General features: G+C 67.1%; 14 protein-coding genes. 8 read left to right on the forward strand and 6 right to left on the reverse strand.

The window, feature by feature from the left end; all coding sequences use genetic code 11:
• Positions 1 to 13 precede the first annotated feature (13 nt).
• The 3 genes from OO62_RS05810 to OO62_RS05820 form a co-directional block, all read right to left on the reverse strand.
• Positions 14 to 193 (reverse strand): SPOR domain-containing protein, encoded by a 180-nt coding sequence (locus OO62_RS05810; protein ID WP_033266130.1) that lies wholly within the window; start codon positions 191 to 193, stop codon positions 14 to 16.
• A 263-nt stretch (positions 194 to 456) separates the two neighbouring features.
• A complete protein-coding gene (locus tag OO62_RS05815) occupies positions 457 to 2,157 on the reverse strand; it encodes an APC family permease (RefSeq protein ID WP_033266131.1) in 1,701 nt (566 codons plus the stop codon).
• A gap of 426 nt (positions 2,158 to 2,583) precedes the next feature.
• Positions 2,584 to 3,336, reverse strand: a complete 753-nt coding sequence (locus OO62_RS05820) for a GntR family transcriptional regulator (protein WP_033266132.1) — start codon at positions 3,334 to 3,336, stop codon at positions 2,584 to 2,586.
• A gap of 280 nt (positions 3,337 to 3,616) precedes the next feature.
• On the opposite strand from OO62_RS05820, the gene OO62_RS05825 reads away from it, so the two are divergent.
• The 4 genes from OO62_RS05825 (at position 3,617) to OO62_RS05840 (ending at position 6,898) form a co-directional block, all read left to right on the forward strand.
• A complete protein-coding gene (locus OO62_RS05825) occupies positions 3,617 to 4,366 on the forward strand; it encodes a PIG-L deacetylase family protein (RefSeq protein ID WP_033266133.1) in 750 nt (249 codons plus the stop codon).
• Positions 4,367 to 4,375: 9 nt separating this feature from the next.
• Positions 4,376 to 4,867: a MarR family winged helix-turn-helix transcriptional regulator gene (locus OO62_RS05830; RefSeq protein ID WP_033266134.1), complete on the forward strand. Its 492-nt coding sequence runs from the start codon at positions 4,376 to 4,378 to the stop codon at positions 4,865 to 4,867.
• Between the two features lie 589 nt (positions 4,868 to 5,456).
• Positions 5,457 to 6,197 (forward strand): carbonic anhydrase, encoded by a 741-nt coding sequence (locus tag OO62_RS05835; RefSeq protein WP_206738427.1) that lies wholly within the window; start codon positions 5,457 to 5,459, stop codon positions 6,195 to 6,197.
• 119 nt (positions 6,198 to 6,316) lie between these two features.
• Complete coding sequence (locus OO62_RS05840) at positions 6,317 to 6,898, forward strand: Uma2 family endonuclease (RefSeq protein ID WP_033266135.1); 582 nt, start codon at positions 6,317 to 6,319, stop codon at positions 6,896 to 6,898.
• A 500-nt stretch (positions 6,899 to 7,398) separates the two neighbouring features.
• On the opposite strand, the gene OO62_RS37650 is transcribed toward OO62_RS05840, so the two are convergent.
• From OO62_RS37650 to OO62_RS05850, 3 genes are all read right to left on the reverse strand, one after another.
• Entirely contained in the window at positions 7,399 to 10,119 is a 2,721-nt protein-coding gene (locus OO62_RS37650; RefSeq protein WP_129322865.1) for an N-6 DNA methylase, read from the reverse strand.
• A gap of 183 nt (positions 10,120 to 10,302) precedes the next feature.
• Complete coding sequence (locus OO62_RS05845) at positions 10,303 to 10,833, reverse strand: NUDIX domain-containing protein (RefSeq protein ID WP_033266136.1); 531 nt, start codon at positions 10,831 to 10,833, stop codon at positions 10,303 to 10,305.
• Between the two features lies 1 nt (position 10,834).
• Positions 10,835 to 12,190: an NsdA family TPR-like regulatory protein gene (locus OO62_RS05850; RefSeq protein ID WP_033266137.1), complete on the reverse strand. Its 1,356-nt coding sequence runs from the start codon at positions 12,188 to 12,190 to the stop codon at positions 10,835 to 10,837.
• A gap of 222 nt (positions 12,191 to 12,412) precedes the next feature.
• Here OO62_RS05850 and OO62_RS05855 point away from each other — a divergent pair, with 222 nt between their 5' ends.
• The 4 genes from OO62_RS05855 (at position 12,413) to OO62_RS05870 (ending at position 15,458) form a co-directional block, all read left to right on the forward strand.
• Positions 12,413 to 13,162: a hypothetical protein gene (locus OO62_RS05855; protein WP_033266138.1), complete on the forward strand. Its 750-nt coding sequence runs from the start codon at positions 12,413 to 12,415 to the stop codon at positions 13,160 to 13,162.
• A 77-nt stretch (positions 13,163 to 13,239) separates the two neighbouring features.
• Positions 13,240 to 14,151, forward strand: a complete 912-nt coding sequence (locus tag OO62_RS05860; protein WP_033266139.1) for a phosphotransferase family protein — start codon at positions 13,240 to 13,242, stop codon at positions 14,149 to 14,151.
• Between the two features lies 1 nt (position 14,152).
• Positions 14,153 to 14,845, forward strand: coding sequence for a class I SAM-dependent methyltransferase (locus OO62_RS05865; protein WP_033266140.1), 693 nt, complete (start codon positions 14,153 to 14,155; stop codon positions 14,843 to 14,845).
• Between the two features lie 34 nt (positions 14,846 to 14,879).
• A complete protein-coding gene (locus OO62_RS05870; RefSeq protein ID WP_033266141.1) occupies positions 14,880 to 15,458 on the forward strand; it encodes an HAD domain-containing protein in 579 nt (192 codons plus the stop codon).
• Positions 15,459 to 15,513: the final 55 nt, after the last annotated feature.

Raw genomic sequence — 15,513 nt, forward strand, 5'->3', positions numbered from 1 at the left:
CGCCCGCCGCCTCTCAGGTCGTCGCGCGGTCGACCTTCTCGACCACGTAGAGCTGCCGCCGGCCGCGGGTGTCGAGCCGGTCGGCCACCCGCTCCGCCTCCGCCCGGGTGGCATAGCGACCGACGCGGTACCGGTTGCCGCCTTCGTCCTGGCGGATGACGAGCCAGGGGAGCACCGCCCCACCCTCGGTCATTGCGCCCCTCCGTCCGCCGCACAGCGCGCCGTTGCGCGCCCCTGGTCTGCTGATGCCGAAATCGCAATCCGCATATGCCCGAGCGTACGCCCGACCTTCACTCACCGGATATGGATTTACACAAAGAGATACCGAACCGGCCACCCGCGGGCCTCCGGCGAACCGGAAACGACCTGCGAGTGGCCGGTTTTGCCCAATGCCTCGGGCGGTTTGTGGTGATGTGCTAGGGCGCGCACGCCCCGGGAGGGACGTCGCCGCTCGACTCAGGCCCCGGCATGCGCCTTGGCCTCGTCGGTCTCGGCCGCGGCCGCCGCCTCGGCGTCGCTCTCCGCGGCCAGTTCGCGCTCGGCCTGCAGCAGCGACGGGTTGCGCCACGCGCTGCGCACGCCCCAGAAGTAGAAGGCCAGCCCGATCGCGGCGACCAGGACGATGTCCCAGCCCTCCGGCAGGTAGCCCTTACCGCCGAACTCCTTACCGCCCATGTACGAGACGGCGGCCATGACCAGCAGGTAGGCCACCATCCAGGCGCCGGCCTTGAGGTGCGGGCGCAGCGCCGCCCACGGCTTGCGGCCCTGGGTCAGCGGCTTGCCGATCTCGTACCAGGCCCAGACCGGCAGCCCGACGGCCATGATCAGGATGACCTTGCCGGTGAGCGGCCAGCGGCCCCAGTACAGGACCAGCGAACCGAAGATCATCGCGACCGGCGCGACGATCGGCATCGCCCGCAGCTTGACCGGGCGCTTGAGGTCCGGCGAGATGCGGCGCAGCGACATCACGGCGACCGGCCCGGTGATGTACGAGATGACCGTGGCGACGGAGACGATCTCGGCGAGCGAGCCCCAGCCGCGGAAGACCGCGAGGAAGAGGAACGCGATCACGAGGTTGAGCAGCAGCGCCGGACGCGGCACACCGGTCTTCTTGTCCACCTTGCCGAAGACGCCGGGCAGATGGCCGTTCTCCTGCACACCGTGGATCATGCGGGAGGTGGTGGCGGCGTAGATCATGCCGGTGCCGGACGGCGAGATGAAGGCATCCGAGTACAGCAGCAGCGCCAGCCAGTTCAGGCCCCAGGCCACAGCGAGGTCGGCGAGCGGCGAGTTGAAGCCGAGACCGGCCCAGCCGCCGCCGGCACCCAGCTTGTCGCCGGGGACCGCCATCAGGAACGCGACCTGGAGCGCGACGTAGATGACCAGCGCGATCAGGATCGACCAGACGACCGCCTTGGGCAGCGACCGGCCGGGGTTGCGGGCCTCACCGGCGAGGTTCAGCGGCGACTGGAAGCCGTTGTAGGCCCAGACGATGCCGGAGACCGCGACGGCGGTGAAGACCGAGCTCCAGCCGTTGGGGGTGAAGCCGCCGTGGTGGGTGATGTTGCCGGTGTCGAAGTGCGCCATCATCAGCGCGCTGGCGGTCAGCACGGGCACCACGACCTTGAAGACCGTGATCGCGGTGTTGGTCTTCGCGAACAGCGAGATCGCGAACCAGTTGAGGAAGAAGTAGAAGATCAGCAGGATGCTGGCCAGTCCGACGCCGGTGCCGGTCAGCTCCTTGCCGTCGTACAGCGCGTGCGCCCAGCCGAAGTCCCAGGAGCTCATGTACTGCACGGAGGCGGTGGCCTCACCGGGGATCACCGAGACGATGGCGATCCAGTTCGCCCACGCCGCGAGGTAGCCGGCGAGCGAGCCGTGCGAGTACTGGCCGTAACGGACCATGCCGCCGGCCTTGGGGAACATCGCACCGAGCTCGGAGTAGGTGAGCGCGATGGTGAGCGCGACCAGCGCGCCGATGATCCAGGCGACGATCGCGGCCGGACCGGCGATGGCCGCGGCGCGCTCGGCACCGAAGAGCCAGCCCGACCCGATGATGGAACCGAGACCAGTGGCGGTCAGGGCGATGGTCCCGAGGGACCGACGGTAATTCGAATGCGAACCCTGCTCCGCACCCTCGGTATTCGTCGTGCTCACGTGCTGGTCTCCTGGTCTTCCCCCGTGCCGTGCACAAACTTCGCCATCGTAAGAGCGAATCCGAAGATCGGCTGCCCGCTCTCGACAAAAAGACCCGCCCAGTTGAGGCTCTGTGAGGTTTCCAACACCAAGATCCGAGGGTCACGTACGGACATATCCCGACAAAGGGGACGTAACGCCGGGAACCAAAGGCACCTACGGATCCGGTACACGGCCTTCACATCCGCCCTCTTCGCGACCCCGGACCCCCACAACGGGGACCGAACCGGCCACTCAGGGACAGGATCGGCGACGCGGGGACCAGGCCACCCCACAGGTCCGTTATGTCCCGGTCATGCAGGATCGGGCCCGTCACACCGGACGGGCCGCTCCTCCGGGACCGGGCCGCACACCCCCGGTCGCGCGAGCGTCACCGCTCGTCCCCGGTCACTTCACCGGCAGGTGGTACGCCACCCGGTAGCGGTCCGCGAGCGTGACGACATCGGCCGTCTCGACCGGCCGGCCGCCCGCGCAGTACGTACGCGAGATGACCAGCACCGCGTGCCCCGGCACCCCGCCCAGCGCCATCGCCTCCTCGGCCAGCGCGGGCCGCGCCCCGACCTCCTCGACGACGTTGTCCACCACCACGTCGATGGCCGCCATCCGCTCCACCACTCCGCGCCCCGCCAACGGCCCTTCCTCCGGCAGCATCACGGGCGTCCGCCCCGTCACGTCCAAGGGCTCCCAGGACGTCGAGAGCATCGCCGGCTCGCCCTCCGCCCGGAAGACGTAGCGGGTCCGCATCACCCTGGCCCCCGGCGGAATGCGCAGCCGGGCCGCGGTCACCGAACTCGCGGCCTCCTGCTCGCTGTTGGACTCCCAGGTGCCGCGCACCCGCTCGTCCGTCTGCTCCTGCCGGAACGGCGTACAGCCACCGACCGAGTGGAATCCGGCCCGGGCGATGCGACGCGGGACGGGCTGCTCCCGTACGTACGTCCCCGACCCCGAGCGGCCCTCCACCAGCCCTTCCGCCATCAGGACCTTGCGCGCCTCCAGCGCGACGGTGTCCGAGACGCCGTACTCCTCGCGGATCCGGGCCTGGGAGGGAAGGCGGGTGTGCGGGGGCAGCACCCCGTCGACGATCTTCTGGCGCAGGTCGCCGGCGACGCGGAGGTACGCGGGCTGCTCACCGAAAGGCACATGCCCCTCCCAACAGCTTGACGGTCAGCAACAGCGTGGCAACCGCGCGTTGCCGTCCGCAACCTTGGGCCATTTATTCACCTGATGTGATGAAACCCAGTTCAGCCCCGCATCCAGCACGCCGGAACCGCACTCCCCGCAGCCACCTCCACCTCACCCACACCCCACGCCTCACCTCCCCGAGAGCGCCACCCCCACGTGTCACGATCGATCCGTACGGGGCGAGGCAGCCGCCGGCCCAGCTCGCCACGGACCCGGACGCCGGAAGGGAGCCAGCACCATGCCCGCCGAACCCCGCCTCTCCCCCATGCCCAAGGACTGGCAGCGCGCCCTCGCCGTCGTCGCCCACCCCGACGATCTCGAATACGGCGCCGCGGCCGCGGTCGCCGAGTGGACCGCTGCGGGCCGCGAGGTCAGCTACCTCCTGGTCACCCGCGGCGAGGCCGGGATCGACGGACTGGCACCGAGGGAGTGCGCGCAGGTCCGCGAGGCCGAGCAGCGGGCCGGCGCCGCACTCGTCGGCGTCCACACCGTCGAATTCCTCGACGGCCACCAGGACGGCACCGTCCAGGCCGGTACGGCGCTGCGGCGCGACCTGGCCGCGGCCATCCGCCGCCACCGCCCCGAGCTGCTGATCACCCTCAACCACCACGACACCTGGGCCGGCGTGCACTGGAACACCCCGGACCACCGGGTGGTCGGCCGCGCCGTCCTGGACGCGGCGGGCGACGCCGGCAACCGCTGGATCTTCCCCGAACTCGCCGACACCCGCGGCCTGGCCCCGTGGAACGGCGTCCGCTGGGTGGCGGTGGCCGGCTCGCCGCACCCCACCCACGCCGCCGAGGTCGGCCCCGGCATCGACCGCGCGGTCGCCTCACTGGCCGCCCACGGCGCGTACATCAGGGGCCTGCGCGGCCCCGACCAGGACCCGCACACCTACGCGCGCACCTTCGTCGAGCAGATGCTGCGCACCGGCGGCGAACGCTACCGCGGCCACCCGGCAACCCTCTTCCAGGTCTTTCCCCGCTAGGTTCTGATCATGAGACAGCTGACCGGCCTCGCTACCGACCAGGCGCCGGCCGATCCGGCCGCCACCGATGACATGCTGGCAACTCAGCCCGTCGGCTACTGGAGTGGCCTGGCCCACGAGGCCGTCACCCGGCATCTGCGTGACGCCATGGCCAGGATCGACGTCACGCAGCCGCAGTACTGGGTGCTCAACCACGTGAACGGCGCAGCCGCAGCGCCGAGCCGCGAGGAGGTGGCCGGGCAGCTGACCCCCCTTGCTGACGGGCAGCACGAGATCGCTCGGGTCGTCGACCAGTTGCTCCACCGTGGCTGGCTCGGGACCGACGCCGAGCAGCGCCTGCACCTCACCGATGCCGGGGAGGCCGCCAGAGCGCAGCTGCGCGAGCTGGTGACCGAGCTCCGTGCCGTGGTCCACCAGGGCATCAGCGACGAGGAGTACGTGGCCGCGCTCAAGGTGCTCCGCACGATGATTGCCAACGTCGAGGGCAGCGGACCTTCCTAGGTTCACCCTCTGCGATCAGCTGTCCGTCCGGACATGGAGGGCGGCGAGCCGGGGAGCCGGGGTGCGGCCCGGTGGGCAAGGGTGAGTTCGCCGGTTCGGCGGTTCGGCGGTTCGCACAGCCGGGCCGCGCCACTGCTCGCACCGGGCGATACCGCGTTCAACGGAGCGACGGAAAGACGGAGAAACGGAGAGATCGATCCCCGCCCTCGCCTCGCGCACACCGTCCAACGCCGCCGCGTCGAAGGACCGTCCGCCGGCCTCCAGCCCCACGTCCTGCTCGGGCCAATGACTAACCTGCCTTCCTCCGCTCCCTATTGGTTTTTCCCCGCCGCCCACCCCCCTTCGGGGGGTGGGCGGGTGTAGTGCCTCGGTTTCGGGGGGGGGCGAGCGGGGCGTAGTGCCTCTGCTCCCGGCGGGCGGGTGTAGGAGTGCCTCTGCTTCGGGGCTGGGCGGGCGTGGTGCCGCTGTGGGCCGTCGGTGGCAAATCAGCCCGGTTCCGCTTGCGCCTGCCGCCGCGCGCCCGCGCCCCGCTGAACAATCTCCCTGGTCATCACATACGCACGCGTCTCGCGGACTGAGGGGAACGACGATGGAAAGAGCCGGACATCCGGACCGCAGAGCACTGCTCGCCGGCGGACTGGCGGTCGGCGCGCTCACCCTCGCGGGGTGCTCCGCAACGAGCGCCGCCCCGTTGGCGAGCACCCCGTCCCCGGAAGCGCGCCCGCGCCCGACCACGCCCGCCGGGGCCTTCGCACGGCTGATGGCCGGCAACAGGCGCTGGGTGAGCGGCGACCTCCGGCACCCCGACCGGGACCCGGACCGGCGCGAGTTCGTGGCCCAGGGCCAGGAACCGTTCGGTGCGATCCTGTCGTGCATCGACTCCCGGGTGCCGCCAGAACTCCTCTTCGACACCGGGCTCGGCGACCTCTACGTGATGCGTACGGGCGGCGAGGCGATCGACCCGGTGGTCACGGGTTCCGTGGAGTACGGGCCGATGACCAGCGGCACGCCACTCGTCATGGTGCTCGGCCATCAGCGGTGCGGCGCCGTCGAAGCGGCGTACAAGTCCCTCCGCGACGGAAAGCCGCTGCCCGGAAACCTTCAGGCGATCGTCAAGGCGCTGCGGCCGGCGTACGAGCAGACGGTCCGGCAAGGCGGCTCCGACCCGGTCGACACCATGGCCCGCGCCCAGGTCAAACTGACCGCCACCGACCTGCGCTCCAACCAGGACCTGGCCCCCCTGGTGGCCAAGGGCACCCTCGCCGTCGTCGGCGCCTACTACTCGCTAGACACCGGCAAGGTGGAGGTCCTGACCGGCGCACCGTCCTGACCTGCTGCGACGGGCCTGCGGAAGGGGGCCGCAACAGCCTCAGCACCGGCGGCAGGAGAGGCGGTCGCCCCGTTGACGATCTCGTGGCCCGGGTCTCGTCGAGTCGCTACGGTCGAGCCATGACCGGACTGCCCGACTGGATGCGCCCGCCGCGCGCGGAAGGCTGGTTCGCGGAGGACCTGGACCGCCTCCCCGAGGCACCCCGCCACACCGAGCTGATCGACGGAGCCCTCGTCTTCATCCTGTCGCCCCAACGGTGGTGGCACAGCCACCTCGTCACTTCCCTCACCACCGCACTCATGGCGACCGCGCCCGCCGGTTTCGAGGTCGAACGGCAGATGACGATCCGCCTTGACGCACGCAACCGCCCGGAGCCGGATCTCCTCGTGACGACCGCCCCCTACGACCCGAATCGCACATGGTTCGCATCGGAAGAGGTCCGGCTCGTCGTCGAGGTCGTCTCCCCCGAATCCGCCCACCGCGACCGCACGGTCAAGCTCCGCAAGTACGCGGAGGCCGGAATCCCGCACTACTGGTGCGTCGAGGACGAGGGCGGCGCCCCCGTCGTCCACGTCTACGAACTCGACGAACCCACCGGCTCCTACGCGCCCGCCGGCATCTTCCGGGGCACCCTGAAGCGCCCCGTGCCTTTCGAGATCAGCCTGGACCTCGACAAGCTCACCCCGCCGCGGAGCAACTAGGAGTCACCAGGAGTCAGTGCCAGGTCGGCACGGGAACGCGGAAGGTCGGGCTCTCCGGAGCCCGACCTTCCGGCATACGCGCTAGACGAGTCACCTCGCCCGCGGCAACGGCACACTCACACGTTGAACAGGAATGCCTGAGGCCCGATCTTGACCTGCGGCGGAGCCCCACCTAGGGCCCTGACCTGGGACATCACGTTGGTATGCGTTGGCTCCCGACTGCTGTCTACGAATGTCTTGCGGACTGGCTGCGGACCGGATCCGTTGTCGCCTCTCCTGCACTACGTCAGTCTCTCGAACCGGGCAGCAGTCCCGAAGGCCGGAGATCGCTAGTACCAACATTCTCCGGCCATGCGAGACCGCGCGGGACCATGACAACCGATCTAGGCAGTCGCAGTGATCCATTGCCCGCCGAGTTGACCAGTCACGAGTGGCGCCGACCAAGCCCACCCCTCACTGTTCGCGCTCACGCACCTCTGCGGCCCTGGCGGACTCAGGGTCTAGCGGGGCGGCTTAAAGGCAGCAAGGAGTGCCCTGGCCTCAGCATTGTCAAGGTTGAGAGATGCACCCAACGTACGGGCAGCTGTCTCGTAGAGTGCCTGCGCCTTGCGCTCCAAGGATCGAGCGTCTTCCACGGCCTTGACGGCGGCTTCGCTGACTTCTACAGACGGCACTGGAAGCTGCAACTGAGAGACGATTCCCCAGTCCACCCTCGTCCTTCCCATCCCCGTCGAAGCAAGAAGAAGGTCGGCCCGAGCTTCCGGAGTACGCAGCATCTGCCAAATAAGAAAGGGATGGTACCCCTCCCTTGGGCGACACACCGTGTATTCCTTAGTAGCTACCATCCCTTCGAGTTCCACCGGAATTACCGCAACTGCCCCATGGACGGCATTAATGTGGCTAATGACCACATCCCCCGCCTTAACCTTATACAGCACGTCGTACGTCGAGTCGGAGGCCACGATAGTCTCGCCAGACTCAGCTACTCCATCATAGCGGACTCGAAGCAGCGTTACGAGATCATCATTCTCGGCCGGGACGACAATGTCACTCGCTCGATCGATGGACTGCAAACCATCTGCAGAAATTTCGACCGCACCGAAGGCCGGCCTGAGCATCTCCCCAACGCTCAAGACTTTATGCCCTGCATCCTGCCACTTTTCCACATTTCGCCCTGGACTCGGCAAGCATGCCTTGACATCCATTCGGCCATTAATCGCATCAGCGGCTACCGTCCAGTCATCCGCATCAGCTCGCCCATCCAGAAACGCCTTATATAGACTTCCGACTTTTTCGATTTCCGCTTCTGCAGCCTTGCGGTTCTCTTCATCGATTGGCAGCACTCGTTGGCGAGCAACTTCGTCGATTCCGACCCGGGTGCAGTAGTACATGAAGACCGGCGTCTGCTCTTCTTCCGGATGATGTTTCTTCTGCAGCACCACGATGGAAGTCTTCACTCGCGCTTGCGAACGCTGAAAAGCATCGCCAGGCAGAGAAACCACTGCCTTGACGATGAACTTGTCACGTACGTAAGATCGAATTCTCTTTTCCCGATCCCCACCGAGAATTGAGTCGTCGATCACCGTCACGAGGCGGCCACCCGGCCGCAGCAAGTCGTGGTACCTCTCAATAAACATCATGCTCGACTTCAGGCTAGACACCGGCTTCCGCGTCCGACCTGAATCTTGGAAAGCAAGCTCGTACTGATCAAGAATCTGCCGTTCCACATCCGTCTTGCGTGCATACTCCTTCGCAAATGGCGGATTTGTCAGGGCAACATCGAATCCTGAAGTTTCTGCGACGTATTTAAACTCATCCTTTTCGTCGCGAACCTCGCGTGTCTCGGTTGGGTGAGACCTGACGCGCTTATCAAGGGCGTCAAGCTGGTAGACGCGGCTTCCGCCGTCTCCATGCAGGTACATGTTGATGCGGGCGATTCGCGCGAGGGCAGGTTCCTTCGCGACGTCGATTCCGAAGATTCGCTGAGTGGCAATATCCTCGCGCAGCTTCCCTTTCTCGGCTGCCGACAGGCTCTTATTCCCATCAACCTTTGCCCACATGTCGGAAAGGCTCTCAATTAGAAACCCGCCGGTTCCGCAGCATGCATCGATCATGGTATCAACATGATCACGCCGAACCTGCAAATCAGCAAGTCGAGTAGCTAGCTTCACCACGCTACGCGGCGTAAAGAACTGACCAAGGTCTTTACCGCGCAGAGTTGCATTTAGGAACGTCTCAAAAAGACGCCCATTGAGATCCGAGTCCATGCTATAGAGATCAAGGTCTTGTAGTTTTGCCACCACCCCCTTAATCGTTTCAGGGCTCAGATCAAGAATCTCTCCTGGATTGAAGATCCGCTTCTTATTGCGCTTTCGGATCTCCTCTTCCAGATCGCGGACAAGATTTCCGAACTGAACATCGGCAACAGGATTCGGGCTTTCCCTCTCCATCCTTTCAATCCAGGCGGTAGAGAACTTTACCTCGTTTGCAGGAATCTGCAGAGTGCCATCTTCCGACACTGAAGCTTCAGGATTCGCGTGTATGGCCTTATCGCTCAGCAGCTTAAGGAACACAACTTTCACGAACTCCATGAAAGCAGCAGAGTAACTGTAGTTCTCGCGACGATAGATGAACTTGTGACACCAAGCGAAAGCTGCGTTAATTTCCGAAATGGATGCAGGGCGAATGGTCATTGATGTCTCAAAAAGGGAAGGCTGGGAAGACCATCCCTTAGATGCGAACGCATCGGGCGACATGATCTCTTTCAACTTCACCCACTTTTCACTAACACCGTCAAAGTCTTTAAAGGACAACGAGAGGATTGGATCCTGTCGATCCCACTCGTAAACTTCCGTTTGATCACCGTTCGTCATGATGAAATGCGTAACGGGGTTCCCGTCGCGATGGGAAGCGTTGATTTTGTGACAGTAACTGGCTGCCTGACCAACAAAGGGAAGAAGGCTTTCGTCTCTCGCTTTAGCTTCAACGACCCAGCGGATTGTATTGTCGACCTCTAGCGCGTAATCCGGTCGATACATCTTTCGCTGACGCCCCTCACTAACCATCAGCTTTGTGAGCGACTCCTTCGTTTTGATCTGCCCGTCACGGTAGCCAAGCTCCTCAAGGAGGCGGTTGACGAAGAACGTTTCGACGCTCGCCTCGTTTCCCAACACGGCGCGATCGCAGAACATATTGCGCTGGGAATTAAAGGAACTAGGCACTAGTTCTTCCTTCTAATGAGAGCTTATGTGTGGAGCTTCTACCCATGATGATTGACGCGCGGCCAACTACCCAAATAGAGCAGCCTACATCACCTGAGTGCAAGCAGTACCGGCGGGTACTACTAGTAGTCCGAACTCGACTGACGAACCAGGGCTATGGCTAGGAAGGCAACGACCAACGGTCTACTGCCACCCGTCGAGCGAGACTTGAAGCCCGCCTGCAAGGTACCGGTGAACGGCACTGGCGGTAGTGTCCACGAACCTTTCGGGAATGGCGTCAGCGTCGACCCAGCGGACCTGGCTGTGCTTGTGGGGTTCACGGTTCTCGGGTTCACCGGTCCATTCGTGGGTGGCGAAGACGACGGTGAGGAAGCCGTTGGGGGCTTCGACGCCCCAGGCGCCGTGGATGATATGGGCGACCTTGAGGGACTCTGGCTTCACGGTGAGGCCCGTCTCCTCGAAAAGCTCGCGGACCGCGGTCTCGGTGATGGGCTCGCCCGGTTCGCTCTTGCCGACGGGGAGGTCCCACTTGCCTTGGGCGAACTTGGCGTTCTCGCTGCGCTGGAGGAGGACGACGCGGTTGGTGGCCTTGTCGTGGACGATGACGGCCGCGACCAGCAGGGTCATCGAGTCGAGCGCCGGCTTGAGGGCCTTCGGCTGGTCATCGGTCTGCTGGGCCACGGTGTTCCCTTCGTCGGGCGGGTTGTTGGGCATGTTAGGCGAGGGCCTCGCGGGCGCGGCGGGCGAGATCGGCGGCACCGGGGACGCGACGGCGCTGGTAGACCGCGAGGGTGGAGCGGATCGAGGTGATCGCTTTGCGGGTGCGGTCGGAGGTCATGCCTTCCATGAGCACGAGGGCCTGGGTCCAAGCGGCGACCGCTTCATCAGCTCGGGTCTGGGCGGCAAGGCTGTCGCCGAGGTCGGCGTAGGTGAGGGCGTGGACGCGCTTGTACTTGTCGGGGTCCCAGCGGGTGAGGGCGTCCCGGTGCTGCTGTTCGGTGCCGATGTGGTCGGCGAGGTCAGTGAGGGTGCGGGCGGTGTGGCTGGCCACGGTGCCGGCAGCCGGGCCGCTGACGCGGGAGTAGCTGGGCTGGGTGCCGTCGTCCCGTAGGAGGGCGTCTTCGGCAGCGAGGAGGGCACGTGCTGCTGCCGGGTTCTCGTCGGTGGCCGCGTAGGCGCGGGCGTGGGTGATGTGGAGGAGAGCCTCGGTCTGGCCGTCGACGTGGCCGAGGCCGCGTCGCAGGGCGCCTTCGACGAGGTCGACGCAGTGGTGGGGCAGCTTGAGGCTCAGGGCCTGGTGGGCGAGGGCGCGCATCATCCAGGCCGCGTGACCTTGGGGGTCGGCTTCGCAGGCGAGCTGGTAGCCGACTTGGTAGTAGCGCTGGGCCGCGCCCTCGTGGCCCAGGTCGTGGTGCTTCCACCCGGCGAGGTAGGCGAGTTCGGCGACGGCGCCGAAGGCGGCGCGGCGTAACGGCTCCGAGGGGAAGCGTCCGCGGAGCATCGGGGCGGCGGTGTCGGCGAGGTACGCGGTGACGGTGGTCAGACCGTGCCCGCCGCCGAGACGCTCGTCGGCGGCGCTGAAGGCCGCGGTGATCTGGCGTACGACGTCCACGTCCTCCGCGCCGACCACGGATGTGCCGGTGCGGGCTCGGAGCATGCGGGCGGCGGCCTCGTGGTCGTAGCCGAGCGGCATGGCGACGCCGGCGGTGGTGAAGGCCGCGATGGAGAGGAAACGTCGGCGCTCGACGTCGGCGCGGCCCAGGTCGGTGACGGCGAGGACGGGGTCGGATTCCGCCGGCTCTTCGGCCTCGCCAGCGCGTAGGCCGATCTCGGTCTGGGTGATCGTTCGTCCCTCTCGGCGGGACAGCGCTTCGGCGAGGTATTGGCCTACCCGGCCCGAGGGGCTGCGGGTGCCGTTCACCCAGTGCGAGATGGCCGACTTGTTGGTCTGGAGGATCTCGCCGTTCTCGGCGGCGATGCGCCGCACGTCTCGGGCGAGGGCCTCGTAGGTGCAGCCGACCGCGTCGATGACTTCGCGCAGAAGGAAGTTGGGGGCTCTCTGCGCCGCCACGTTCGCCTCCGCTCCGGAGCTGTAAACCGCGTATACCGCTTCAACTGCCTTCCACCGTACCCACTGAGCGTGACCACCGGTTCACTTATCAGCAGCCGCCCGGAACGGCGCGACCGTGATCCAGGCTCCCCCTTGGTCCGGGCGGCTCCCCGAAGTTCCGTACGCCCACACCGGCTTCGGGCATTCCTGTGCCCGGACCGGACGATCAGAGACGGAGACACGGTGACCACCATCGACACCACGGCCATCACGGTCGAGCTGCCCGAGGCGTTCGACCCGCGCTGGAGCCGACTGCCCGGCATCCAGGTCAACGGCCGGCGCATCACCATCGACCCGGCCGAGTACTTCTTCCGCTTCGAGTCGAGCACGTGGCTCGTCGCCGACTGGGAGCTGGTCAAGGCCCAGCTCCTGGACGTGGACGAGACGACCGAGAGCGCGGTCGAGCAGCTCGCGCTCGACTTCATCAAGCACCACGGCGGGTCCACCTCGGACGCCGCTCGCGTACTGACCACCGCGTACGAGGTGTACGCCTACCTCTTCCGCGATGAGCACCTGGCCGGTCTCGGGCTCCCGCAGATCACCGCTGACCACCTGCGGATGCTCCGCGAGGCAGCCACGCTCATGGCGCTCAACAAGGTCGAACTGGACGGTCACATCTCCAACGTCGGCCCGTGCTGGTTCTTCCCCGCCGCCACCTCCGTCGTCTTCGACCTGGACGACGACATGGGCGGGATGCTCGATGAGGTCTACCACGGCGGCTGGTTCAACGAGCACCGCCGGATCGAGTCCATCAAGGCCCACGCCGCGCTGGGTGGACGCCTGGTGCACGGCTGCCAGTCCGTGCCGGACCAGACCGGTGGTGTCGTCGCGCCCTACGGCGCCTTGATGGCGAACTTCCGTGACGACCTCGCCGCGTTCAAGGCGGGCTGGATCGCGCAGGTCTACGCCCGCCGCGTGAACCCCGCCGCATAACCCTCACCCGATCAGGTTCCGGGGCGGGCCGGCCCCACTTGCCCGCCCTGGACGCCTCCAACCGACCGGAGCCCCCGATGAGCCCGAACCCCAGCGCCGAACTCCTCGACAACCTGATCACCGTGATCGGTCAGGCCGCCGCCGTACGGGAGGAGGTCCGCGTGTGGTCGATGTCCGGAGTCGAGCGCGTGGCCTTCCCTGACGGCTCCACGGCCATCTTCAAGTACGCCAAGAAACCGTTCGACAGCGAGGATCAGGCCCTCCACCTGGCCCACACCCTCGGCGTTCCCGTCCCCCAGGTCCACGCATCCGCCGTTCTGGACGGCTGGCTCGGCATGCTCATGGAGGACCTCGGACCGTCCGTGCGCGAGGCCGATGACCTGGACGGCGTCGCCGCAGCCGTGGTCCTGCACGGCACCCGTGCGGCTCCTCCCTTGCCCGTCCTGGACCGGGAGCGGCTGCGTATGCTGCCGGCCCGGGCATTGGAGCACCTCGGACGGCTGCGCAAGGCCGACCGGTGGCAGGAAGCCGACGACGTCGAGGACACGCTCGACCGGGTTGGCCAGGCAGCCGAAGACCGCTCGGCCGGAGCGACGCTGGCGCCGTTCGGCTGGGTGCACTCCGAGTTTCACCCCACCAGCCTCCACCTCGGCAAGCGCGGGTGGCGACTGCTCGACTTCGCCCGCGCCTTCACCGGCCCCGGTCTGCTCGACCTCGCCAGCTGGCACGGCACCATCGAGCCCCCGCACCCTGTGCGCCTGCGCGTGTTCCTGGAGCAGTACGTCACCGCCGGCGGAACCCCCGACGCCCTCGCCCCACGCGGCGGGCTCGCCGCCGAGAACTGGGCCCTGGGCTGGCACCGCATGTGGGCCGTCGAGTGGTTCATGGAGCAGGCCATCCGCTGGATCGACGACCCGGCCACCGACCCTGCCTACATCAAGGTCGTCCGACGCCACCTCAGCGATGTCCTCCACCTTCTGGAGATCTGACGTGCTCGCCCAGGCTTCCCCATGGCACGCCCACGCCCTTCAGCGCACCGCCGCCGGACTTGCCGAACCCCTCGCCGTACCCGCCCGGATGGAGTGGACCACGAGACCCGGTCAAGGGCCCGGCGCCGAGATCCTCGGCCCCGACCTGCACGGCAAGCGACTCCTCGAACTCGGCTGCGGCCCCGGTCACAACGCCGCCCACCTCGCCACCCGCCACGGCGCCCACGTCACCGGCGTCGACTTGGTCGGCCTCCAGGTCCGCCGCGCCCGCTCCCACTACGGACGGCTGAACAACCTCACCTTCGTCGCCGGCCATGCCCTGCACTACCTGCACGCCTCCGACGAGCAGTTCGACGCGATCTACTCCGTCTTCGGCGCCGTCGGGCTTGTCGCCCCCGAACTCCTCCTCCCAGCCCTCGCCCAACGCCTCACGCCCGGCCGGGTACTCGCCTTCTCCGTCCCCCACCCGCAGCGCGGCGGCCGAAGCCCCGCCGCCGACGACCGGCCCCGCCGCGACCACGTCACTCTCCCCGACCGCACCCAGCTCCCCATCGCTCGCTGGGAGTTCGCCACCGACCACTGGGATAAGCACCTCAGCCGGGCGGGCTTCTGGCTCACCGCGTCCCAGGAGTTCCACGACCCCCGCATGGGCCACTGGCCCACCACCTTGCTGATCCGCGCTCGCAGGCTCTGACAGCCATTCGCCCCGGCTTCCCCTGGAGGAACCGATGCGCCCGCCCTGCCTGCTCCTTGACATCGACGGCGTCCTCATCCCCTTCCCCGACACAGACGGCTCGATCCCGGCCACCCACTCCCGCCACGACGTCGTTCCTACTGGCCGCAACGCCGACAACCCGGTCACCGTCTGGCTCGACCCCGCCCATGGCCCCATGCTTATGGACGTGATCCGTACGGGGCTCGTCACGCCGCTCTGGTGCACGAGCTGGCGGCAGGACGCCACCACCCTGATCGGACCGCTTCTCGACCTCCCGCCTCTGCCGCACGTCGACCTGCCACATCCGCAGATCACCACCAGCCACCCCAACGGCTACCTGTGGAAACGCGACCACGTCGACGCCTGGCTGGACGATGCCCCCGCGGTCTGGATCGACGACGACTTCACCGCCCTCGACCACTCCTGGGCCGCAGAGCGCACCGCCCACGGCGCGGCGACCCTCCTGATCCAACCTGACCCCCGTACCGGGCTCCAAGCAGAGCACCTGATCAAGGCCCGGACGTGGGTAGGGCGGCTGCTCACTGCGCGGACTGCTGCACCCGCTGCTCCGAACGAAACCGAAGCAGCCTGACGCGAACCCGGGGGCAAAGGGCCGATGCCCCCGCCGCGACGTGGCGAGGGCATCT

It is taken from the genome of Streptomyces lydicus (genome assembly GCF_000717345.1).
Lineage (GTDB): Bacteria > Actinomycetota > Actinomycetes > Streptomycetales > Streptomycetaceae > Streptomyces > Streptomyces lydicus.

Bases quoted from the DNA above. Each gene is read 5' to 3' on its own strand.
- OO62_RS05810 (WP_033266130.1), bottom strand. From the start codon at position 193: ATGACCGAGGGTGGGGCGGTGCTCCCCTGGCTCGTCATCCGCCAGGAC.
- OO62_RS05825 (WP_033266133.1), top strand. From the start codon at position 3,617: ATGCCCGCCGAACCCCGCCTCTCCCCCATGCCCAAGGACTGGCAGCGC.
- OO62_RS05830 (WP_033266134.1), top strand. From the start codon at position 4,376: ATGAGACAGCTGACCGGCCTCGCTACCGACCAGGCGCCGGCCGATCCG.
- OO62_RS05835 (WP_206738427.1), top strand. From the start codon at position 5,457: ATGGAAAGAGCCGGACATCCGGACCGCAGAGCACTGCTCGCCGGCGGA.
- OO62_RS05840 (WP_033266135.1), top strand. From the start codon at position 6,317: ATGACCGGACTGCCCGACTGGATGCGCCCGCCGCGCGCGGAAGGCTGG.
- OO62_RS05845 (WP_033266136.1), bottom strand. From the start codon at position 10,833: ATGCCCAACAACCCGCCCGACGAAGGGAACACCGTGGCCCAGCAGACC.
- OO62_RS05860 (WP_033266139.1), top strand. From the start codon at position 13,240: ATGAGCCCGAACCCCAGCGCCGAACTCCTCGACAACCTGATCACCGTG.
- OO62_RS05870 (WP_033266141.1), top strand. From the start codon at position 14,880: ATGCGCCCGCCCTGCCTGCTCCTTGACATCGACGGCGTCCTCATCCCC.